At 66.2% G+C, this 22,445-nt stretch carries 21 protein-coding genes; 10 read left to right on the top strand and 11 right to left on the bottom strand.

Features of this window, described 5'->3' with window-relative positions; translation table 11 throughout:
* A partial coding sequence (locus VJ811_RS09515) for a LysR substrate-binding domain-containing protein (protein WP_324072036.1) occupies positions 1-660 on the top strand: 660 nt, incomplete at its 5' end.
* Positions 661-756: 96 nt separating this feature from the next.
* Entirely contained in the window at positions 757-2,001 is a 1,245-nt protein-coding gene (locus VJ811_RS09510) for an acyl-CoA dehydrogenase family protein (RefSeq protein WP_324072035.1), read from the top strand.
* Positions 2,002-2,007: 6 nt separating this feature from the next.
* On the opposite strand, the gene VJ811_RS09505 is transcribed toward VJ811_RS09510, so the two are convergent.
* The 5 genes from VJ811_RS09505 to VJ811_RS09485 all read right to left on the bottom strand — a co-directional run bounded on the left by VJ811_RS09505 (position 2,008) and on the right by VJ811_RS09485 (position 8,812).
* Positions 2,008-3,366 carry a hypothetical protein gene (locus tag VJ811_RS09505; RefSeq protein WP_324072034.1) on the bottom strand — a complete coding sequence of 453 codons (1,359 nt, stop codon included), beginning with the start codon at positions 3,364-3,366 and terminating at the stop codon, positions 2,008-2,010.
* 12 nt (positions 3,367-3,378) lie between these two features.
* Complete coding sequence (locus VJ811_RS09500; protein WP_324072033.1) at positions 3,379-5,547, bottom strand: GumC family protein; 2,169 nt, start codon at positions 5,545-5,547, stop codon at positions 3,379-3,381.
* A 10-nt stretch (positions 5,548-5,557) separates the two neighbouring features.
* On the bottom strand, positions 5,558-6,415 hold the full coding sequence (locus VJ811_RS09495) for a UTP--glucose-1-phosphate uridylyltransferase (RefSeq protein WP_324072032.1): 858 nt from the start codon (positions 6,413-6,415) through the stop codon (positions 5,558-5,560).
* 157 nt (positions 6,416-6,572) lie between these two features.
* On the bottom strand, positions 6,573-7,511 hold the full coding sequence (locus tag VJ811_RS09490) for a hypothetical protein (RefSeq protein WP_324072031.1): 939 nt from the start codon (positions 7,509-7,511) through the stop codon (positions 6,573-6,575).
* Positions 7,512-7,579: 68 nt separating this feature from the next.
* A complete protein-coding gene (locus tag VJ811_RS09485; RefSeq protein WP_324072030.1) occupies positions 7,580-8,812 on the bottom strand; it encodes an aldehyde dehydrogenase family protein in 1,233 nt (410 codons plus the stop codon).
* A gap of 354 nt (positions 8,813-9,166) precedes the next feature.
* On the opposite strand from VJ811_RS09485, the gene VJ811_RS09480 reads away from it, so the two are divergent.
* From VJ811_RS09480 to VJ811_RS09470, 3 genes are read left to right on the top strand one after another with little or no spacing between them, the layout of a single operon-like run.
* Positions 9,167-10,516: a UDP-glucose/GDP-mannose dehydrogenase family protein gene (locus VJ811_RS09480; RefSeq protein ID WP_324072029.1), complete on the top strand. Its 1,350-nt coding sequence runs from the start codon at positions 9,167-9,169 to the stop codon at positions 10,514-10,516.
* Entirely contained in the window at positions 10,513-11,526 is a 1,014-nt protein-coding gene (locus tag VJ811_RS09475; protein WP_324072028.1) for an NAD-dependent epimerase/dehydratase family protein, read from the top strand. Before VJ811_RS09480 ends, VJ811_RS09475 begins: the two co-directional genes overlap by 4 nt.
* Positions 11,527-11,562: 36 nt before the next feature.
* Positions 11,563-12,753, top strand: a complete 1,191-nt coding sequence (locus VJ811_RS09470) for a glycosyltransferase family 4 protein (protein ID WP_324072027.1) — start codon at positions 11,563-11,565, stop codon at positions 12,751-12,753.
* Here VJ811_RS09470 and VJ811_RS09465 read toward each other — a convergent pair.
* Together VJ811_RS09465 and VJ811_RS09460 are read right to left on the bottom strand one after the other, a co-directional pair.
* A complete protein-coding gene (locus VJ811_RS09465) occupies positions 12,750-13,001 on the bottom strand; it encodes a hypothetical protein (protein ID WP_324072026.1) in 252 nt (83 codons plus the stop codon). The genes VJ811_RS09470 and VJ811_RS09465 overlap by 4 nt on opposite strands.
* Before the next feature lie 42 nt (positions 13,002-13,043).
* A complete protein-coding gene (locus VJ811_RS09460) occupies positions 13,044-14,204 on the bottom strand; it encodes an acyltransferase (protein ID WP_324072025.1) in 1,161 nt (386 codons plus the stop codon).
* A gap of 186 nt (positions 14,205-14,390) precedes the next feature.
* Here VJ811_RS09460 and VJ811_RS09455 point away from each other — a divergent pair, with 186 nt between their 5' ends.
* From VJ811_RS09455 to VJ811_RS09445, 3 genes are read left to right on the top strand one after another with little or no spacing between them, the layout of a single operon-like run.
* Complete coding sequence (locus VJ811_RS09455; RefSeq protein WP_324072024.1) at positions 14,391-15,572, top strand: glycosyltransferase; 1,182 nt, start codon at positions 14,391-14,393, stop codon at positions 15,570-15,572.
* Positions 15,569-16,132, top strand: a complete 564-nt coding sequence (locus tag VJ811_RS09450) for a polysaccharide biosynthesis/export family protein (protein WP_324072023.1) — start codon at positions 15,569-15,571, stop codon at positions 16,130-16,132. Before VJ811_RS09455 ends, VJ811_RS09450 begins: the two co-directional genes overlap by 4 nt.
* Before the next feature lie 5 nt (positions 16,133-16,137).
* A complete protein-coding gene (locus VJ811_RS09445) occupies positions 16,138-16,857 on the top strand; it encodes a serine acetyltransferase (RefSeq protein WP_324072022.1) in 720 nt (239 codons plus the stop codon).
* Between the two features lie 7 nt (positions 16,858-16,864).
* Here VJ811_RS09445 and VJ811_RS09440 read toward each other — a convergent pair whose 3' ends face one another.
* The 4 genes from VJ811_RS09440 to VJ811_RS09425 are packed head-to-tail and all read right to left on the bottom strand — an operon-like array spanning position 16,865 to position 20,908.
* Positions 16,865-18,163, bottom strand: a complete 1,299-nt coding sequence (locus tag VJ811_RS09440) for an outer membrane beta-barrel protein (protein ID WP_324072021.1) — start codon at positions 18,161-18,163, stop codon at positions 16,865-16,867.
* Positions 18,160-19,077 carry an endonuclease/exonuclease/phosphatase family protein gene (locus VJ811_RS09435; protein ID WP_324072020.1) on the bottom strand — a complete coding sequence of 306 codons (918 nt, stop codon included), beginning with the start codon at positions 19,075-19,077 and terminating at the stop codon, positions 18,160-18,162. Before VJ811_RS09435 ends, VJ811_RS09440 begins: the two co-directional genes overlap by 4 nt.
* Positions 19,074-20,039, bottom strand: a complete 966-nt coding sequence (locus tag VJ811_RS09430) for a glycosyltransferase family A protein (RefSeq protein ID WP_324072019.1) — start codon at positions 20,037-20,039, stop codon at positions 19,074-19,076. The genes VJ811_RS09435 and VJ811_RS09430 overlap by 4 nt, the downstream gene beginning before the upstream one ends.
* On the bottom strand, positions 20,039-20,908 hold the full coding sequence (locus VJ811_RS09425; RefSeq protein ID WP_324072018.1) for a glycosyltransferase family A protein: 870 nt from the start codon (positions 20,906-20,908) through the stop codon (positions 20,039-20,041). The genes VJ811_RS09430 and VJ811_RS09425 overlap by 1 nt, the downstream gene beginning before the upstream one ends.
* 224 nt (positions 20,909-21,132) lie before the next feature.
* Here VJ811_RS09425 and VJ811_RS09420 point away from each other — a divergent pair, with 224 nt between their 5' ends.
* Positions 21,133-21,894: a glycosyltransferase family 25 protein gene (locus tag VJ811_RS09420; RefSeq protein WP_324072017.1), complete on the top strand. Its 762-nt coding sequence runs from the start codon at positions 21,133-21,135 to the stop codon at positions 21,892-21,894.
* Positions 21,884-22,445 (top strand): oligosaccharide flippase family protein (locus tag VJ811_RS09415; RefSeq protein ID WP_324072016.1); only part of this gene is annotated, 562 nt, incomplete at its 3' end. The genes VJ811_RS09420 and VJ811_RS09415, both read left to right, overlap by 11 nt.

The raw sequence follows: 22,445 nt of genomic DNA, 5'->3' as shown, positions 1-22,445 counted from the left end.
CTCGATGCCGCGGCGTCGTGTGACCCCGCCGAGGCGACGCGCGAGTTCCGCATCGGCGTGCGCCTGTCGGGCGAAATGCCGCGTTTCTCTTCGCTTGTCGCGCGCGTCCGGCGCGAAGCCCCGCATGTCGCGCTCGCCAGTGTGACCTTCCGCCGCCGCGATCTGGTGATGATGCTCGCGAGCGGCGATCTCGACCTTGCGCTCGATGTCGCCCTTCCCGCCAACGACCGGCTCCAGCGCCATTATCTGGGAACCGAGCCCATCGTCGTTGTCGCGCGCAAGGGGCACCCGCGCGTCGACGGCACGCTCGACCTCGACACCTATCTCGCGCTCGAGCATATCATCGCGACGTCGCGGCCCTATGGCCCGGGGATCGAGGACATGGCGCTGGACCGCATGGGCCTCGCCCGGCGCGTCGTCGTGCGCTGCCAGCACGCCATCACCGCGTGGCAGATCGTCGCCTCCTCCGACATGCTGTTTTCGCTGCCGCGGTCGCACGCCGAGGTGCTCGGCGCGATGTGGCCGATGCAGCTCGTCGACCTGCCGCTCCCGGTCGAACAGGGCGGAAGTTATCTCTATTGGCATCAGGCGGCGCAAGCCGATCCGGGCCTCGGCTGGCTGCGCACGATCATCACCGACGAGCTGGCGCAGACCGCATAGTTATTCGCTTTGCGAATATTCTATATTCGATCCTATCATTTTCCTTGATGACATGGCGCGACTAAGCTGCGGGCGAAACCCCAGCGGAGGATTGTCATGACCGAGATCGAACTCGAAGCCGAACTCAACGACCTCAGAATGTCGAAGGAAGCGCAGCCGCTGTTCGACGCGGTGAAGCGCCACATCGCCGAGAATGTCGATCCGATCACCGAGGAATTTTTCCGCCTCGGCGAAGGCCGCGCCGACCGCTGGAGCTGGGCGCCGGGGCAGCTCGAACTGCTCGAAGGCGCGAAGGACAAGGCGAAGGCCGCGGGCCTGTGGAATTTCTTCCTGCCGCACGGCGACACGGGGACGCCGCTCAGCAACCTCGACTATGCCTATATCGCCGCCGAGCTCGGCAAGTCGCCGCTCGCATCGGAATCGCTGAACTGCTCGGCGCCCGACACGGGCAATATGGAAGTGCTCGAAATGGTCGGTACGCCCGATCAGAAGGAGCGCTGGCTCAAACCGTTGTTGAACGGCGAAATCCGTTCGGCCTATGTGATGACCGAGCCCGGCGTCGCCTCGTCGGATGCCAGCAACCTCGAAACGCGCGCGCGGCTCGAAGGCGACGAATGGGTCATCAACGGCGAGAAATATTTCATCAGCGGCGCCGGCGACCCGCGCTGCAAGATATTGATCTGCATGGTGAACACCAACCCCGAAGCCGCGCGGAAGGCGCAGCATTCGCAGATCCTCGTGCCGATGGACACGCCCGGCGTGCAGGTGCTCGGCCCGATGCACGTCTTCGGCGCCGACCATGCGCCGCAGGGGCATATGCACATGCGCTTCGACAATGTCCGCGTGCCGAAGGATAATATCCTGCTTGGCGAAGGGCGCGGGTTCGAGATTTCGCAGATGCGCCTCGGGCCGGGCCGCATCCATCACTGCATGCGCACGATCGGCAAGGCCGAGCGCGCGCTCGACCTGATGGTCAAGCGCGGCAATTCGCGCACCGCCTTTGGCCGTCAGCTGTCGCAGCTCGGCAAGAATCTGGAAGTGATCGCGCGCGCGCGGATCGAGATCGAGGCGATGCGCCTGATCGTGCTCAAGGCGGCGAAGGCGATGGACCTGCTCGGCAACCGCGAAGCGCGGGTCTGGGTCAGTATGGCAAAGGCGATGGTGCCCGAACGCACCTGCCAGATCATCGACCAGGCGATCCAGATCCACGGCGCGACCGGCATCTCCCAATGGACCCCGCTCGCCGATCTTTATGCCGACGTACGCCACCTGCGCTTTGCCGACGGTCCCGACGAGGTTCATTATATGGTGGTCGGCCGCGACGAACTCGGCCGGCACTGAAGGCTCTTACGACGGCCGCAACTTCGCGCCCGGGATCTGGCGCCGTGAACGCTTCTGCGGACGCGGTGCCGACCGGGCGGCGTAGATGGTGTAGCCGCAGAGCAGCCCATAGAGCGCCAGCCCCTCGACCTGCCAGAACGGCATCGTCGCCATGTTGAGCAGGAAGAAGGCGAAATGCGCCGCGAGCAGCTTGAAGCGCTCGCCGTGCGCCGAAGCCGCCGCAGCGAACATCACTGTCCACAGCACGATCATCGCCGCGATCCCGAACCAACCGAGCTCGTAGAGCGTCGCGACCAGCGTGTTGTGCGGATAGACTTTGAACACGCCCTCCCAGCTCTCCGGCCCCAAGCCGAACAGGTGCTGGAGCGGCGTGCCCTCGGCCCAGGCGTAGATATAGCTGCTCCAGATCAACGGCCGGGCGGACATCACCTGCCGTTCGAGCAGGTCGAAGTCGCGCGGCGGTTTGATCAGCCCGCCGGGATTCGAGAGGAAAGCGGCTAGGTCGGTGAAACTCGCGCTGTAGGACAGGGCGGCGAACGAGACGAGCAACACGCCCGCCACCATCGCGGTCACCGCCATCGGTGCGCGCTGGTCGCGCCGGACGCTCAGCGTCAGCCCGCTCAGAAAGGCGGCCAGCGCGAGCGGCGCGAAAGCGAGGATCGTCGTGCGATAGCCCGCAAGCAGAATGCCGATCAATGTTGCGAGGAGGAAGGCAACCCGCACCGCGCGCGGCGCCGATTTGGCGAAACAGCCGACCAGAAACCCCGTCATCATCGCGACCGAAAAGGCCGCTTCGTGATTATAGCCGCCGATCCAGACCAGCCCGTCGCCATCCTCCGATCCCTTGGGCAGGTTCAGCGCCAGCGACAGCGCCTGAAACACGAGCAGCGGCAGGAACGAAACCATCGCCCAGCTCAGGAACCGCGCGTCGGGATCGCTGCGCAGCGCCTGGAACACCGCGATCATGATCACGATCATATAGGCATATTTGACCGCCACGTTGATCCCGCCGGCTGCATCGCCATTGAGCGCGGCACTGAACAGCGCGAGCACGACCAGCGCATAGACGGGCAGCAACCATTTGAGCGCCAGATTGGCGGGCCGCACCACAAAGAGCAGCCCGAACCCGGTCACCCCGATCGAAAGCAGAGCGTTGCCCGAAAGCCCGCCCGCGAGCGGCTGGAACATATAGAGATGATAGGCGCCCGCCGTGTAGCGCATCCACAGCGCCACCACGACGAACGCGCCCGCGACGCTGCCCGCCCGCCGCGCCGCGACGACGAGCGCGACGAGCAGCACCGCCGTCACCGGCAACAAGATGCCGAGCCCGAACGCCGGGCCGTAAGGGAGCGCCTGCGCGGTCACGGCGCCGCCGGATCAATCCGCATAATAGGGACGGTACGCCTTCAGGAAAGTGCCGCCATCTTCATAGCCGGCCCGCTCCTGCTCGCCGACGTCGATCAGCGTCAGCACCGCGCCCAGCATCTCGGCGTGGACATCGTACAGCCGCCGCAGCGCCACCGACGCCGCCTTGGCCGGCGTCTTGCGCCAGCGCACGAGGAACACCACCCCGTCGGCCATGCTCGCGATCACGCGCGCCTCGTCGACCGGCAGGACCGGCGGCGTGTCGAGGATCACGAGGTCGTAACGCTCGCGCACCTGCTCGATCAGCTCGGCGAGCCGCGGACTCTCGGTCAGCCCGACGCCCTTCGAATCGAGCCGCTGCGGCAACAGGAAGGCGCCCGACATGCTGTCCTTGACGATCGCCTGCTCCAGCGTCGCCTGCCCCGCCAGCACCTCGTCCAGCCCCAGCGTCACATTTTCGGTGAACTGCCGGCTGGAGGCGCGCCGCCGGGCATCGGCGTCGATCAGCAGCACCTTGCCGCCCGCCGCGGCCACTGCGCGGGCCAGCCCCATCGCGGTGGTCGTCTTGCCCTCGCCCGGCACTGCGGAGGTGATCGCGACGACGCGGATCGGGTTCGCCGCCTCGGCGAACTGAATCGAGGTGCGGAGCGTGCGGAAAGCCTCCGCATAGGTCGATTGCGGCCGCTTGAGCAGCAATTCCGCCGGAGGCGCCGGCGGGCCCAGCTTGCGATAGCCGGGCAGCGTGTTCGCATCGGGGATCGAAGCAAGCGTCGACAACCCCAGCGTTTCCTCGATCGCATCGCTCGTCTCGATGCCGCGTTCGAGCAACTGAAGCAGGACGACGAGCAGCACGCCGATACCCAGCCCGCCCACGACGGCCATCGCCGCATAGATCAGCATGTTGGGCGAACTCGGCGCGCCGGGAACGCGTGCGCGGCTGACGATATAGGCGTCGCTGCGTTCCAGCCCCGACTGCGCGACCGTCTGTCGATAGCGATCGAGGAACGCCTGATAGAGCGTCCGCGCCGATTCGGCGTTGCGCTCCAGTTCGTTCAGCCGCACCGACGCCGCATTGTCGCTGGCGAGCTTGCCCTCGGACTGCGCCACCGAACCCGCGAGCGAACCCGCACGCTGGTTGGCGATACTCGCCTGGATCGCGACATTGGAGACGATCCGCTGCACCTCGGCCGCGATCTGCTGATCGGCGACGCGGAGCTGGCTCTGCGCGCGGATAAGGTCGGGATGGCGCGGGCCATAACGTTTTTCCAGCGCCCCGACCTCGCGCGCCACCTCGGCACGCTGGGCGCGCAACTGGCTGACCACGGGTGAATCGAGCGAATCGCCAAGCTCCTCGCCGGTCCGGCCGCCGCTCAGCTGCGCCCGCGCCGCCGAAAGGCGCGCCTGCGCCGCGGCATTCTCGGCCTTGGCTTGGGCAAGCTGGGTCGACAGCCCTGACAGCTCCTGCTGCGTCACGGAGCTCGCTTCGGAGACGGCGAAAAGGTTGTGCGCGGCACGATAGTCGGCGACTTGACGCTCGGCGCCGACCACCTGCGCGCGAAGATCCTGAAGGCGTTGCTCAAGAAACCCGCGCGCACGATGCGTCGCCTCGGTCTTCGAGCCGACCTGCCCCGACACATAATCGTCGACCAGCGCATTGGCGATCTGCGCCGACTGCACCGGCGTGCCGCCTTCGAACGAGACGCTGATCGCATAGGAAAGCCCGTCGCGCTTCACCGTCAGCCCGCCCAGCAGCGTACCGATCGCGCGCTGGCGTCCGATCAGGTCGGGCTGCGCCGTGGGCTGGCCCTGTCCGGCGGCTTCGTTGAATGCGGGGTCGCGTTCGAGCTTCAGCCGATCGACCACGCGCCCGATCAACTCGGGCGAGCGCAAGACCTGCACTTCGGTATCCACCGCCGCCGAATCGGGATCGGTCGTCGGGATCACCGAATCGACCTTGATGACCTGCTCTGCCGTCCGTTCGAGCGCGACCTGCGCGGTGGCGAGGTAGCGCGGTTCGGCGGCGAGATAGGCGGCCGCGGCGATCACGATCGCCGCGGCCATTGCCGCACATAAAACCATCCATCGCCGGCGCAGCACCCCGCCGACCCGGCGCAAGTCGATCAGCGCGCCGCGATCGACCTGCGGGTCCGCTTCCCGGCCGCGCGGGGTATGCCGTGTCACTGCGTCCATATTAGGCAGCAGCCAGGAAAGCCCGCACCGCGGGCGCGATATCGGGACGGGCGAGCGCCAGCGCGAGCGTCGCGGTCACAAAGCCGCTCTTGTCGCCGCAATCATAGCGCTTGCCCTGGAAGGTGACGCCGTGGAACGGCTGCTGGCCGATCATCCGCGCCAGCGCATCGGTCAGCTGGATCTCGCCGCCCGCACCTTCCTCCTGGCTGCCGAGGACGTTCATCACCTCGGGCTGGAGGATATAGCGGCCGATGACGGCAAGCCGCGACGGCGCGACGTCCGGAGCCGGCTTTTCGACCAGCCCCCTGACCTCGGTGATCGCCCCGGCGCTCGCGCCCGGCGTGACGATGCCATATTTATGCGTGTCCTCCGCTGCGACTTCCTCGGTGCAGATCAGATTGCCGCCGAGATCGGCATAGGCCTCGACCATCTGCTTGAGGCAGCCGGGTTCGCCGACCATCAGATCGTCGGGCAGCAGCACCGCAAAGGGCTCGTCGCCGACGAGACGGCGCGCGCACCATACGGCATGGCCCAGCCCGAGGGGCTCCTGCTGCCGCACGATGTTGATGTCGCCCGGCGGGGGACGGGTGCCATCGAGCGCGGCGAGCGATTTGCCGCGCCGGGCCATCGCTTCCTCAAGCTCGAAGGCATGGTCGAAATGATCCTCGATCAGGCTCTTGCCGCGGCTGGTCACGAAAATGAACTGCTCGATGCCCGCCTCGCGGGCCTCGTCGACCGCATATTGGATGAGCGGCCGGTCGACGACGGGCAGCATCTCCTTGGGCATCGACTTGGTCGCCGGAAGGAACCGGGTTCCAAGGCCGCCGATGGGGAACACGGCCTTGCGTATTTTTCGCATCTTTTTACCCTTTTCTGGTCGCTGGGTTCCCCCCCAATTAACCAGCGTTGGATCGGCAGACACGATCGCCGCGTGCTGCCGAGGAGCGATCTGCGCCTTTACGCTGCATTGCAGCAAGAGGCCGGCGTCGAAACGTGTCCAAAGTGCGTCAGGCCATTCAGAGTTTGGGAGGTGTCCCGGCAAAGGACACCCCACCCGGCACCGAGCCCCCGCCGCGCGAGCGGACCAGCGGCGTGCCCGGCGGCACCTGGATATCGTGCGAGCCGATAATGATTTTCGCCGGCCCGTGGTGGATGTCGAAGATCGGCCAGCCCCGGTCGCTCTTTACCACCAGATGCTCGATGGTGATGACCAACGGTTCGCTTGCGCCTTTCGCCGCCATGATCGTGAAATGGTTGGTGTCGCCAATCCCGCCGATCTTGACGGGATCGAGGCTGCTGAGTCGCGTCGCGCGGATGCTCGACCACAGCCGGAAATTGCGCGCATTGCGGCCGCTGACGCAGTCGTCGAGCAAAGTCTCGGTCGACTTCAGGTCGAACCCGCCGTCGCTATTGTCCCACGCGGCGCATTGGCGAAACAACATCCGCGCATTGCCCCGCTCGGTCGAGAAACCGTCACCGTTCCAATATTGCCTGGCTTTGCGCTGCCATTGAAAGCCGCGCATCGTGCAGCGCTCGACCCGGAAGTCGTGCGCGGTGCCGTCGAAGGCGATGCCCACCGGCAGGTCGGTCGCGCCCGTCGTCAGCATGCCGCTCGCGCTGACATCCTCGATCACCCCGTCATGGCTGTCATACCGAATGCGGGCGAAACTGCGTTCGAGATTGCTCGCCCGCGCCCCGCGCACGCGGAGCCCGACGCTGCCCGCGCTCACCTGTTCCGGCGCCGCCTTGTTCTCGATCACCCGGTAGCCGCCCGCCACCTGGATATTGGCGATCTGCACATTGCGAACCGGCTCGCGAATCACGAACAGGCCGTTGCCGACATCGCTGGCGCGCACGCCGCGATAGGCGGCGCCCGACTGCACGAAATAGACCGGTTCGCCCGCTGCATTGATCTGAACCGGCTTCGCGGCGAAGCGAGAGGATGGATCGTCCATGCCGCCGCGCTAATCGGAGCGCACCGGTCAAGGCCAGCGCGATGCGGCGCGGCGTGGCGCGTCCGGGGTCAGTGCAGCGCGGGCGCAGCCCCGCCCAGATCGTCGCCGACGTCGCGCGCGGACACACGCGCAAAACCGACCAAAGGCTCGCGACAGACCTGCCTCGCCCGGCTGAACCGGCGGAATCCGGCTTCGCCATGGTCGATGTTGAGCGTCATACCGGCACCGGCCTTCGCCGCGGACGGAACACGCCCGTCGATCGCGATCGCCGAAGACAGCGTATGTTCCAGCACATGCCGGCGTTCGGCAGCATCGCGGCCGAAATAATAGATGGCGAGCGGCGGCGGTCGCCGCTGGATGGTGGCGATCGCGTCCTCAATCCGGGCATAATTGCGCAGCGGCAGGATCGGCCCCCGAAACTCCTCCTGCATCATCACCAGCATGTCCTCGCTGGCGTGGCGAATGATGTGGAGCGGCATAGCCGGCCCGTGCGGCTGAGCCGTCATCACCTCGCCCCCGCGCGCGCGCGCGTCATCCAATAGCCGCGCCAGCCGTTGCTGCCCGGCCTCCGGCAGCGCCGCTTCGTTCGCCCGGGGCTGCATCGCGGCGCGCCACAGCCAGGAAGCAATCGCCTCTTCCTGCTCTTCGGGCACGAGAAGATAGTCGGGCGCGAGCGGTGCGCTTCCGCCCTTGAGGCGCTTGCGTGCGATCACATTGTCGGCCGCCTTGGCAAAATCGGCCGAGCGCCCAAGGATGACCGGCGATTTGTCCGAGCGCGCAAGCATCGCCCCATCATCTTCCTGCGGTTCGCTGGTCACCAACAGATCGAACGGCTGCTGCGCAAAGTCGCTGTCGGACGCCACCGCCAGTTCGAGCGGATCGAAGAAATCCGGCGCCAACCCGCCGATCAGTCGGCCCAGCTGCACCGACGCCGCGTCGAATTTCAGCGTCACGCGGTTGCCCGCGGCGAGCGCACCCGCGAGGATGCCCGCTGTCCGGAGCAGCGGCAGCGACGCCGGCGCCGCGATGCCGATCACCCCGACCGGCAGATATTCCATATAATCGCCAGCCCCGCGCAGCCGCGCGAGCAGACCGCGTCCGCTTTCGGCGCGCATCCAGCGGCCCACCCCGTCAATCGATGCCCGCAGCGCCGCCAGCGCCGGTGCCACTTCGATAAGCCTGGCGGAGTCCGAATCCTGATTCGGCTGGTCGGCGGCGAGCGCGTCGCACAGCGCGTCAGCGTTTTTTCCGATCATCAGCACCGCGCGCCGCAGCCGGTCGCGGCGAATGGCCAACGACACCGGCAAGTCGGCGAAAAATGCCCCACGTTGCGCTTCCAGCATCTCACCCTTCCCCGCATTTTATCCTGTTCAGCTTCTACTCCGACGCCGACCCGTGGCAAGATCAAGTCGAAACGTTTCGTCGCATGGCAGCCAATTCGCCTGGCTGTCGTTTAGGCAAAGCCTCGAATTATCCGTTTCTAATATATCGCATTTTTTCACCTTGTCCCGTTCTGGGTCGGGATTTTGTAGCGATCATTTCGCCTTTCAATTGCCTCCGCTCAAAGCTGGCAAGTTGACCGTTAACCGTCGCGACGCGATTGTTCGCAAGTGCAGCAAAAAGCCGCCTTCATATAAATCAGGGAGCAACGCATCATGCGTATCGTGATGATCGGGTCCGGCTATGTCGGGCTGGTTTCAGGCGCGTGTTTTGCCGATTTCGGCCATCACGTGACCTGCGTCGATAAGGACGCGAACAAGATCGCCCGCCTTCAGGCTGGCGGCATCCCCATCTATGAGCCCGGTCTCGACGATCTGGTCGCGCGCAACGTCGCAGCGGGGAACCTCGCTTTTACCACCGAGCTTTCCGAAGCCGTCGGCGCCGCCGATGTTGTGTTCATCGCCGTCGGCACCCCCAGCCGGCGCGGCGACGGTCATGCCGACCTCTCCTATGTCCACGACGCCGCGCGCGAGATCGCTGGCGCGCTCTCGGGCTTCACCGTCATCGTCACCAAGTCGACCGTGCCCGTCGGCACCGGCGACGAGGTCGAGCGGATCGTCCGCGAGTGCAACCCCGCCGCCGAATTCGCGGTCGCCTCCAACCCCGAATTCCTGCGCGAAGGCGCCGCGATCGAGGATTTCAAGCGCCCCGATCGCGTCGTGATCGGCATCGAGGACGAACGCGCGCGCGCGCCGATGGAAGAAGTTTATCGCCCGCTTTCGCTCAACAAGGCGCCGATCGTCTTCACGAGCCGGCGCACCAGCGAACTGATCAAATATGCCGCTAACGCCTTCCTCGCGATGAAGATCACCTACATCAACGAGATGGCGGACCTGTGTGAACAGGTCGGTGCTGACATCCAGGAGGTCGCCAGCGGCATCGGGCTCGACAACCGGATCGGCGCCAAATTCCTGAATGCCGGCCCCGGCTATGGCGGCTCCTGCTTCCCCAAGGATACGCTCGCGCTGATGAAGACGGCGCAGGATCATGACGCGCCGCTGCGGCTGATCGAGACGACGGTCGCGGTGAACGAGCAGCGCAAGCGCGCGATGGGCCGCAAGGTCATCGCCGCGCTTGACGGACGCGTCCGCGGTCGCACCGTCGCGGTGCTCGGCCTCACCTTCAAACCCAATACCGACGATATGCGCGACGCGCCGTCGATCGCGATCATCCAGACGCTGCAGGATGCCGGCGCCAAGGTCCGCGCCTATGACCCCGAGGGCATGGACGCGGCCAAAGCGGTGCTGACCGACGTCGAATATGCATCCTCCGCCTATGCCGCCGCCGAAGGCGCGGCGGCGACGGTGATCGTCACCGAATGGGACGCGTTCCGCGCGCTCGACCTCGCGCGTCTCAAGGCCGCAATGGCCGAGCCGGTGCTTGTTGACCTCCGCAACATCTATCCGCCCGCGCGGGCCGAAGATGCGGGCTTGCGCTATGTCGGTATCGGCCGGCTGGGCCAGCCCGCCGACGAGGCCGAATCGAACGAGAGGCATGCCGCATGAGCGACGACAGCCCCATCTTGGTAACCGGCGCCGCGGGCTTCATCGGCCATGCGGTGTCCGAACGGCTCCTCGCGCGCGGCGAACGCGTGCTCGGGCTCGACAATTTCACCGACTATTACGACGTTTCGCTCAAGAAGGCGCGTACCGCGCGGCTCGTCGGCAATTTCAACTTCCGGCTGATCGACGGCGACATCGCGAGCCCCGGGCTGATCAGCGAGCTGGTCGAAGCGAACGGCATCCGCCGGATCGTTCATCTCGCCGCGCAGGCGGGCGTTCGCTACAGCCTCGAAAACCCCTTCGCTTATGAGCACAGCAATCTCAAAGGGCATCTCGCGGTGCTCGAGGCGGCGCGCCACGCGGGCAATATCGAGCATCTCGTCTACGCCTCGTCGAGTTCGGTCTATGGCGACCGCCCGCTCGGCGGCACCGGTTTTCGCGAGGATGAGCCCTGCACCGCGCCGGTCTCGCTCTATGCGGCGACGAAACGCAGCTGTGAGCTGATGAGCGAAAGCTATGCCAAGCTCTATCACCTGCCGCTCAGCGGGCTGCGCTTCTTCACCGTCTATGGTCCCTGGGGCCGCCCCGACATGGCCTATTATGGTTTCGCGCAGAAGATCCTGCTCGGCCAGCCGATCGAGGTGTTCGGCGAAGGCCGGATGGCGCGCGATTTCACCTATATTGACGATATCGTCGATGGCGTGGTCGGCGTGCTCGACCGGCCGCCGGCGGGCGGCGAGAACCGGCTGCTCAACATCGGCGACTGCAATCCCGTCGGGCTGATGGACATGATCGCGGTGCTCGAACGCGCGCTCGGCCGGCCGGCGATCAAGCTGATGCGGCCGATGCAGCCGGGCGATGTGACCGCGACCTACGCCGACATCTCGGCGATCAACGCGCTCACCGGATACAGCCCCAAGGTCCCGCTTGCCCGGGGGATCGAGCGGTTCGTCGACTGGTATCTGGGCGAAATAGAAAATGGTGGAAGAGGGCCGATGGCAGCGGTGGCCTGAGCCGGGAAATCCGGCCGGGCGCTAGTGGAGTTTAATATGCTGCAACGGACAAATGTGCCTTCCAGCGCCCCTGCGGGCGCGCCCATCATCTGCGTGACCGGCCTCCGCGGTTTCCCGCATGTGATGGGCGGGATCGAAAGCCACTGCGAGGAGCTTCTCCCGCGGATCAAGGCGATCTGGCCCGATCACCGTTCGGTGGTGCTCGGCCGCGCGCCCTATCTGCCCGAGCCGGTGGGCGAGCATCGCGGTGTCGAGATCGTCGGCATCCCCTGCCCGCGCTCGCAAAATCTCGAGGCGGTGGTGTCGACCCTGCTCGCGGTCCTATCCGCCCGCAAGCGCGGCGCCGGGCTGATCCATATCCATGCGATCGGCCCCGGTTTGCTCGCGCCGCTGGCCCGGCTGCTCGGGCTGAAGGTCGTCGTGACGCACCATGGCACCGATTATCACCGCGCCAAATGGGGTCTGTTCGCACGGACCGCGCTGCGCACCGGCGAGTGGCTGGCGCTCAGCTTTGCCAATCGCGTCATCGCCGTCTCGCCCTCGCTAGCCGCGCAGCTGCGGCAGAACTTCCCGAAACGCGCGCACGCGATCTCCTATATTCCCAATGGCACATCGGACCTGCCCGGCGATGCCGACCCCGCGCTCGTGCTCGAACGGTTGGGCCTTAAGGAAGGCGATTTCCTCCTCGCCGTCGCCCGCCTCGTTCCCGAAAAAGGTCTGCACGACCTGATCGACGCCTATGAGCGGTCGAACTGTACGGCGAAGCTCGTCATCGCCGGTTCGGCCGATCATGAAAGCGAATATGCCCGCGACCTGCTCGCGCGCGCCAGCGATCGTGTGATCTTTGCAGGCGTCCAGTCACGCGCGACGCTGAAGTGTCTCTACGAGCATTGCGCGCTGTTCGTGATGCCCTCCTATCACGAAGGCCTGCCGATCGCGGCGCTGGAGGCGGCGAGCTGCGGCGCACGGATGCTGCTGAGCGACATCTCCGCCAATCTCGATATCGCCCTCGACCCGGAAAATTATTTCCCGGTGGGCGATGTCGCGGCGCTCACCGAGCGGCTGAACGCCGATTGCGCCGATTTTCAGGTCGACCGCGACGCCGTGCGTGCGCGTTTCAGCTGGGACAAGGCGGCGGAGGATACGCTCGACGTCTATCGCGCCACGCTCACGCCAGGCCGGACCGCCCCGCGCACGCCCACCTATTCCGGCGCAGTGGAAGCTTAGGCACCGAGCCGGGCGACGATTTTCGCCCGGTCCGCCGCATTGATCGGCCCACGGACTTCGATACCCGCACCGGTCCGCGTCGCCCGCGCGATCCGCGGGTGCCACGCATTTTCCCGCCACGCCCAGCTGCGGATTCGCCAGCGCCCCGGCCCGTCGAAATCGATGGCCAGCGTCGGCCGCCCGGCCTTTTCTGACCCGGACCTGTCGTCCTTTGCGGTGCATGCGCTGCCGGCGGCCGCGGCGGCCATCGAAGTCAGAAGCGTTCGTCGATCCATTTCCATCTCCAATAGCTAGGGCGCGGCGATCTTTTCGGGCACGGTCTGAAGCGCGCGCGTTCCGCTGCCCCCAGCTACACGCTTGATCACCGCCTTGCCCAGCCGCTGCCCGGGCAACTCGACCAGTCTATAGGTCACAAAAGCAAGGGCATAGGTCACGGGCACCAGGATCGCCCCCGTCAGCGCGAACCGCCCCGCGGCACCGAGCCCGGTGCCGAACTGTCCGATGACCGCCGCCGCGACCGGCTGCAGGATCAGCAAGTGGATCAGATAGGTCCCGTAGGAAAGCTCGCCCAGCCAATAGAAGGGCCGGCTGCCGAGCAGGCGCGAAACCCAGCCGATCACACCGAGCGAACGCCAATGGACCAGCGCGAAAAAGCCGAACACGAGCAGTTCGCGCACCGCAAAATGGAGCAGGTCCTGGTCGCCCCCGATCGGAATCGCGGCGAGCAGCATCGCGGCGCCAAGGCGCGCGCCTAGCCGCGCGCGGCTCTCCCCCGGATCGGCCGCGATCAGCATGCCGGCGAGGAAAAGCTGGAGCTTCAACGGCAGGAATGACGGCATCGGATAGTCGAGCCCCGCCGCCCCGGCGATCAAAGCGATGGCCACACCGCCCCCCGCCGCGACCAGCGCCGCAGGCACCCAGCCGATCCGCCGCCCGAGCAGGATGAGGAAGGGAAAGAGCAGATAGAACTGCATCTCGAGCCCGAGGCTCCAGTCGGGCAGCGGCGTGCGAAAGGCGTATTCGGGCAGCAATCCGAACAGGAAGGTCAGATGCATCACGATATTGGTGAGGCTCGCATCGGTATAGCGCTCGGCCGGCTGGAGCGCCTGCCCGAGGAAGCTGTCGATCGCGACGCGGTCGGCAAAGATCGACGGCCCCGCGATCAGCGCCGCCGCGAGCGTCACATAAAAGAGCGGCGCCAGCCGGAAAAAACGGCGCGTCCAGAAAGCCGCCCAGGTGCCGGGCGCATCCCAGTCTTCGCTGCCCGCGCGCAGCCGGTACTGGTACATCATCAGGAAACCCGAGAGCAGGATGAACAGGTCCACGCCGAGGTCCGGCTTGCCGATCAGCGGCAAGCGGAAACCAGTCAGGATCATCATATGCCCGATGAGCACCCAGAGGGCCGCGACGCCGCGCAGGCCATCCAGACACTCGACTCGCCGAATGTCCATTAAATACCTCCGCAAAATCGTCCGTCGATGTTCGCCCTGATAAACGTATCGGGGCGCAAAACCCTTTGAAATCGGCCAGCTGCCCCGCCGAGACGATGAAGCGGGGGATGCTGTGTGCACTGCAACAAATGCCCGTGGTAAGCGTTCTCCAGAGGCGAATTCCGCCCGAAACTCCAGCGAGGAACCATGCTGCACCGAAAGCGGATTTTATTCGCGATCAACTCGCTCGCGGGGGGCGGCGCCGAGCGCGTCCTGACCACCCTGCTGGCCGGGTCCGAGCCCTGGCGCGCACGCTACGACATCCATCTCGCGCTGCTCGACGACGAGCCGCGCGCCTATGACATACCCGAATGGGTCGAGGTTCATCAGCTCGATGCCCGGCATAAACTGCTGCCGAGCCTGACCCAGCTTCGCGCGCTTGTGGGACGCATGTCACCCGATGCGACGCTCAGCTTCCTGACCCGCGCCAATATCGCCAATGCCTGGGCGATGGCGGGGCGCCGCCGGCCCTGGCTGATCAGCGAGCGCGTCAATACCAGCGCCCATCTGGGCGGCGCGCGCGTCGCCAAGGCGATGGTCCGCATGGTCTATCCGCGCGCCGCGCATGTCATCGCGGTGTCCGAAGGCGTAGTCGACGATCTTGCCGCCAATTTCGGCGTCGCGCGCACGCGCATGTCGGCGATCGCCAACCCGGTCGACCATCGGCGCATCGCCGAACTGGCGGCCGAGCCGCCCGCCTTCGCGCCTGCCGATCCCTATATCGTCTCGGCCGGGCGGCTCATGCCGAACAAGAATTTTCCGCTCCTTCTGCGCGCCTATGCGCAGGCCTCGCCACGCGAGCGCCTCGTCATTCTGGGCGAAGGCCCGGAGCGTGGCGCGCTCGAAGCGCTCGCCGCTTCGCTCGGCATTTCCGACCGGGTCGATATGCCCGGCTTCGTCGCCAATCCCTTCGCGGTGGTCGCGCGCGCAGCGCTTTACGCGATGCCCTCCAACGCGGAGGGCTTCCCCAACGGGCTGGTCGAGGCGATGGCGTGCGGCGTCCCGGTCGTCGCGACCAATTGCGCGTCGGGTCCGTCCGAAATTCTGGCCGGCCGGTCGCGCGATACGATCAGCGGCAGGATCGATGTCGATGCCGGTGCGTTGGTGTCGACCGATGACGCCCAAGCCTTTGCCGCGGCATTGGTCGACGTGCTCGCAGAGCCCCGCCGCAGCGCCTGCGGCGCGCGGGCGCGCGAGCGCTCGCTGGCCTATGGCGTCGAACAGGCGGCCGCAAATTACTGGGCGCGGATCGAGGCGGTACTGCGCGCGCCATCTTCCGCGTCCGAAATCGAAGACATATCAGCCTATCGTCCGGGAGTAAGTTCATGAAATGGCACATGCAGATCGCACTGGCGGGGGCGCTGATCGCCCTTGGCGGATGCGCCGGGCAAACCCCGCTCGCGGGCAGCGGCGCCGCGCCGCCACCCGCGACGGCTTTCGTCCTGTCGCCGGGCGACAAGATCAAGATCGCGACCTATGGCGAAGAGAAACTCACCGGCGATTTCGAGGTTTCGCCCGCCGGCACGATCGCCTTCCCGCTGATCGGCGAGGTCAAGGCCGCGGGGCTCCAGACCGAAGAACTGTCCAACGCGATCGAGGCAAAGCTCGGCGACGGCTATCTGCTCGAGCCGCAGGTTTCGGTCCAGGTCGCCAATTTCCGCCCCGTCTACATACTCGGCGAAGTGAACAAGCCCGGCGAATATCCGTATACGCAAGGTCTCACCATCCGCGGCGCGGTGGCGAAAGCCGACGGCTTCACCTATCGCGCCAACGAGAAGCGCGTCTTCCTGAAGCGCGCTGGCGAGGCCGGCGAGCACGAATATCCGATGACCGCTGATTTCGCCGTGCTTCCCGGCGACACGATCCGCTTCGGCGAGCGCTATTTCTGATGGATATGGCGACCGCATCGCTGACGCCCGTGCCGGCGTTCGAAGAACCCGTATCCGACGAAGCCGGCAAGCCGCATCGGCGCGGCTGCCCGGTGAGCTTCGCCAAATTGAAGGCGCTACTCGCCGCCGATCTCTATCGCTACGCCGGCCGTGTCAGCTTCGGCGCCTTCGCAAAGCATTACGCTTTCACCCCGGGGTACAAATACACGGTGCTGATGCGCACGACGGGCTGGCTCAAGCTCAAGCCCGCCAAGGCATTCGGCTTCTACCCCTTCGCCAAATGGCTGCTGCTGCGCGCGCGCTACAAATATGGCTTCGCGATCCCCGAATATATGGAGATCGGTCCGGGCCTGTTCCTCAATCGCTTCGGCGGCTTCTATTTTCATGGCGACACGGTGCTGGGCAGCAACGTCAACATCACCCACGGCGTCGTGCTCGGCTATATGAACCGCGGCAGCCGCCGCGGCGCGCCGGTGATCGGCGACCGCACCTTCCTGGGATCGGGCGCCAAGGTGATCGGCGGCATTCATGTCGGCGCCGAGGCCGCGATCGGCGCCAATGCCGTGGTGACCAAGGATGTGCCCGAACGCGGCGTCGTCGGCGGCATCCCGGCGAAGCTGCTCTCCGATCAGGGATCCGACGGCTATATCAACCGCCTTGCGCCGCCCGAACTGCTCGCGGCGTGCGAAGGTGCGCTCTACGGATCGCGAACAAAATCCGGCTGATCGGGTTCTACAAGCCCGAAAAAGTCAGCCCCACCGACACCCGATTGTCGGAAAATCCGCGGCCCGCCGTCGCCCCCCAGCTCGACTGGGTGCGCCGCTGGAGGTCGAATCGCAGCGCCAGCCGCTTGCTCACGAGGTACGACGCGCTGCCGCGCCAGGTCCAGCGATCATCCTTGCGGTCGATATTGTTGAAGTCGCGCTTTTCCAGCTCGCCGCCCGCGCTGATGATCAGGTTGCGCAGCAGCTCATAATCGGCGCGCAGCGTCATATTGGTCGCGAGATGGCCCGTCGCGCCATTGACGCCGGTCTCCTTGATGCCGCGGTCGACGGTGCCGGTGATCGTCACCAGCGGGGTGAGGAAATAGGCCAGCTCGCCGCGCACGAGGAGGCCCGAGACGTCCTCGAACTCGACCGGCCGGTAGTCCTGTTCGAAATAGCCGAGCCGCAGCGCCCCGCGCGCCTTGCGGCCCAGCTCGAAACTCGCGCCGCCGGCCAGTTCGAAGCCTTTGGAATCGCGCGCCGGCACCGGGCCGATGCGCTCGCGATAATCGCGCTTGTTGAGCGACCCCGCGACGAACAGCGCGATGCTCGGGCTCAGCGCATATTCGCCGACGGCGGTGCCGGTGTAGGTCGTGTGATCGCGAAAATCCTGGTCGATCGGATCGCCGCCGGGGGTCACGCTGTCGCTGTAATTGCGGTTCTCGACATCGACGACGCCGCGCACGCGCAGCCGGTTGAAGATATGCGTATAGGTCGCTGTCCCCCCGCTCAGCGTGAAGCGCACCGGCCGCGTCGCCTGCGTCGGACTATCGGGCGAAACGCGCTCCTGGCTGTAGCGCCCGTTGCGCAGCGTCAGGTTCAGCGCGTCCGACTTGCTGATCGTGTAAAGCGCGCCCGCGTTCACCGAATATTGGGTTGCGTTCTCGCTTGCGCGGTCGGCGTAGCGCAAGAGGTCGAGCTCGCCATCGAGCGACAGTTTGAGCGTCGGCGACGGCCGCACCAGCGAGACGCGCGGGCGAATGCGCAGATAGGCATCGCCGATCCGGTCATTCTCCTGCGCATAGAGATTGTCGTCATAGCCGGCGCCGATCGCCATGCGCGGCATCAGTTCGAGCACGCCGAGTTGGATCGGCTCGGGCGTGTAATCGGGGCGGCGGCGTTCGAGCACGCCAATATTGCGGTCGCGCCCGAAACTATTCTCGCTCGAAACCGATCCGAGCCCGTCGGTCGCGTCGGATTGCTGAGCAAGCGCGGGCATCGCAAAACCGCAGCTGCCGAGGAGCGCAAAGGTGATCGCGCGCTTCATCGGCTAGCCAGCGTCACGAGGACCGGCACATGGTCCGACCCGGTGGCGGGCAACCGCCGCGCCGACACACGCCCCCAATCGGGTCCGGCATAAAGCTGGTCGATCGGCAGCACGGGAAAGGCGCGCGGCCAGCTAGGCAGCGCGCGCGTCATGCGGGTGAGCGGTGCGAAGGCGCGGTCCTGCTCTCGCATCGCCGCGGCCCAGGGGGTGAGGTTCATGTCGCCTGCAACGATCAAGGGACCGCGTTCGATCCGTGCCAATGCACGCGCTACATCCTGTCTGCGCACCGCCTGATCGCGCGATGTCGGCCGGGGATAGTGGAGCGTCACCACGGTAAACGGGTTGCCTTGGGGTTTAGCGATCCGCGCCCAGAGCAGCGGCGGACCTAATTTCTGCCCTTTTCCGTCTTTCAGGAAATAGTCGCTGTCGGCGATCGGCCAGCGCGAAAAGATGGCAAGGTCACAGCTTGGCGGGCATTTGGTTGCATGGGCGAAATGCTGGCCCAGCGCCGCCAGCATCGGCGCAAAACTGCCATCCACCTCCTGCAACATCACAACATCGGGCTTGGCGTCGATGATCGCCTGCGCGGTATCGGCGGGGTCGCGATTGCTCCGCCAGACATTGTGGGTCAGCACCCGGATCGGGCTCGCTCCCTTTTGCGCTGCCGGAATCTCGCGCGTCAGCTCCGGCACCACCCCGATCGCAACCGGAGTGAGGCCGACCAAGACTGCGACAACTGCCCAGCGAGCGCGCGGCCGGGCGAGCAGCAACCCTACCAACGCCGTCACTCCAAATAGCGGCAGGAACGACGCGAGCACATCGAGAATCGGCACCAGCCCGCCGGCGAGCGACAGCCACGCGGCGAGGCTCGCCCCGCCGGTCAGCAGGGTCCCAAGGGCGCGGATGGGCCTCACGGGCGGGCAAGCAACCGGTTGCGCAGGGCATAGCTGGATTGCCGCAGCGACGCAGGGATCAGCTTCGCGGCAATCAGCAGCGCCGCGGTGCCGGCTCCCTCGGGCAGATAAATGTCGCCGACCCGGATCGCCGTCCGGCCCGGATATTTCATCGCATAGCGGGCATAATGCGCGATTTCCTGGTTCACGAGCCGCCGCAGCAACGCGGCCTCGCGCGCCGTCGCGCCGGCGAGCATCCCCCGCGCGGTCTCGACCAGGCAGGGCACATCGAGCGTGGTGGTCGACTTGCTGACCTTGTTGTCGCTGTCGCGGTGGAAGACCGCCGTGGCGCGCGGATCGTAGCGCAGCGCGCCCTTGGCGAGCACGCGCAGCCACAGGTCCTTGTCGCCGCCGCGCACCGCGCGCCCTTCGGGGAACAGGCCCGCCTCGAACAATGTATCGCGGCGGATCGCGATGGCGCCGGTCCACATCGGACATTCGCGCACCGCGAGCCACGCCGCAAGAAAGCGCTCGAGATCGAGGCTTTGCGGCTGCTCCAGCTCCGGCGCGATCCGCTGGGCCTGCGAGCGATCCTCGAACACATGCTCAAACCGCGTCGCCACCGCACGCGCGCTCGGGTCGGCGCGTATGCCTTCGGCCAGCACCGCGAGATGATCGGGCTGCCATAGGTCGTCGGCGTCGAGAAAGGCGATCCAGTCACCGCGCGCCGCACGGATGCCGATGTTGCGCCCGGCATAGCCGCCCGGCCCCGGCGTCGACAGATCGAGCAGCTTGGTCCGCTCGTCGCCGATCGCGGCAACGATCTCGCGACCGCCATCGGTCGAGCGATTGTCGACCACCAATATTTCGTGCGCCGGGAACGTTTGCGAAAAGACACTCTCGATCGCGGCGCGCACATGCGCGGCCTTGTTATAGAGCGGCATCACCACGGAAAAACGGGGAACGTCATGAGAAGGAGTCATCAGTCGCGTGCTGCCTTTCGTCCCCCCGCGAGATTGAGATATTCGCTCACCGCCACCCCGGCGAGCTCCAATGTCAGCCACATCACGGCCAGGCGTCGCCGAAACGACAATTCGCGCGAGATCGCGGCGCGGCGCAGCCGCCGGACTGTATCGACCGCCGTAATCCCGAGTACATGGACAAGGCGCGGACGCCGCTGGGTGCGATCCCAGCGCCCGCCGCTCAGCCGCTGCCGCTTGCGCACCAGCTCGGCGCGGCTTGCGCGCACCGGATGCCGCACCATCATCGCCGGCACATAGACAAGCGGATGACCGCTATCGCGGATGCGCAGCGCCATCTGCCGGTCGCCGCCCGACTTCAATGCCGCGTCGAACCCGCCGAGCGCCTTCAGCAACGCCGTTTCGCTCGCCCAATTGGCGGTCGCGCAATTGCCGCGTGCGGCGTGCGCCTGCGGAAAGCTGAACAGCCGCTCGTAATCGCCGAACACCTCGCGCTCCTGCGCGATCTCGTCGAACAATTCGATCTTGCCGGCGAGCACGCCAAACCCCGGATTCGCCGCCGCCGCGCGGAGCACCTGCTCGAGCCAGTCGGGCGCCGGCTCGCAATCGGCATCGGTAAAGGCGGTGATCGGCGCGCGGACCCGCTCGATGCCAAGGTTACGCGCGACATAAGAGCCGGGCCGCTTCTCTTCGAGCAGTTCGACGCCCGGATAACTGCCGACAATGGTGCGCGTGGCGTCGCTCGATCCATTGTCGACGACGATGATCTGATACGCCGCGCGTGGGAGCGTCTGGCGCGCGAGCGCGTCGAGACAGCGGCCGAGCACCTTTTCTCCGTTCCACACGGGTATGACGACTGCGACTTGAAACATAGTTACGCCTGTCCAGTGCCCCCGCGACGGTCCAATCGGCTGTCGACGGCATGCCGGTCAACAATATGCTGCACCTGCGAAGACGAGTTGCCCTGTTGACCGGACGACCGGAGCGCCTGTGCCTTCGCTCTCAAATAATTGCCCGCTACCAAGGATCGCGTCGGCCCGTCGTTGGTTCTGAACCGCGCGGCCAAGCGCAACCGCTAGTAAAAAGGGCGATCCAAGTGGGTGATTCCCTACCCGAATCGGGCCAAACCACCGAAGTTCTGGTGGTGTCGCTCGAATCAGCCGAGGCACGTCGAGCTGCCTTTGCCGCACGCGCGGCGGACACCTCGCTTGCGTGGCGTTTTTTCGATGCCTGCACTGTCCCCGCACCAGGGATGACGATCGACGAGCCCGCGATCCGCAGCAACAAGGGCCGGCCGATGAGCAAGGGCGAGATCGGTTGCTATGCCAGCCATTTCTCGATCTGGCAGGACATGGTCGCGCGCGACGTGCGGCAGGCGATCGTCCTCGAAGACGATACGGTGGTCGACTGGGCCTATCTCGAACCGCTCGCGCGCACCGATCTTCACGCCGAGGGTATCGACTATCTGCGGCTCTACGCCAAACGCCCGACCTGGCAGCGCGTGGTGCGGCGCGACTTCCTCCAGCATTCGCGCGCGATCGTCGAGCTGGTCGGCCTCGCCTATGGCACGCAGGGCTATGCGATCACGCTCGAAGGGGCGCGGCGCCTCGCCAATCATTGCCGCACCGTCCGCCGCCCGATCGATGACGAGATGGATCGGTCGTGGGCGCACGGCCTGCCCAATCTCGCGCTCTATCCCGCACCGATCCTCGAAGCGGCGATCGTCTCGGACATCGGCAATTCGCGCTTCCGGCCCAAAGCCGATCCGCTCTATCATTCGATGAGGCAAAGGGTGTGGCGGCAGGTCGAGCGCGCACGGATGCGGATGCTGAAAGCGAGACGCCTGCTTGAGCGCTGACCTCCCCGCCCGCTTCGACGACGGGTTACGCGCGCGCAGCCGCAGCTCGATCGGCTGGACGATCACGCGTTTCCTGTCGGACCAGATCTTCTCGTTCGTCGTCTTCGTGATGCTCGCGCGCCTGCTCGCGCGCGCCGACATCGGCGCCTTTGCGGTAATGGCGGTGACCGCCGAAGCCTTCCGCATCATCGCCACCGCCGGCCTTGTCCAGACGATCGCGCGGAAGAAGGAGCTTAGCCCGGCCTTTCTCGACACCATCTATCGCTCACAGCAGGCCTTCTCCTTCCTCTCGGCCATGCTGATCATGGCGCTGGCGCAGCCGATCGCGAACTGGATGGATGCGCCCGACATCGCGCTGCCGCTCGCGGTGATGAGCCTCGGGCTGCCGATCTCCTCGTTCGGCGCCACCCATATGGCGCTGCGCCTGCGCGAGTTCGGGCATCGCACCACCGCGCTCCGCTCGGTGGCCGGCGGGCTGATTGGCGGCACTTGCGCGGTGGCTGCCGCCTTTGCCGGGCTCGGGCTCTGGAGCCTCGTCATCCAGCGCCTCG

It is taken from the genome of Sphingopyxis sp. (genome assembly GCF_035250425.1).
Classification (GTDB): Bacteria; Pseudomonadota; Alphaproteobacteria; order Sphingomonadales; family Sphingomonadaceae; genus Sphingopyxis.
Note: the sequence above shows the minus strand (reverse complement) of the source record. Positions and strands in the feature narration are given on the sequence as shown.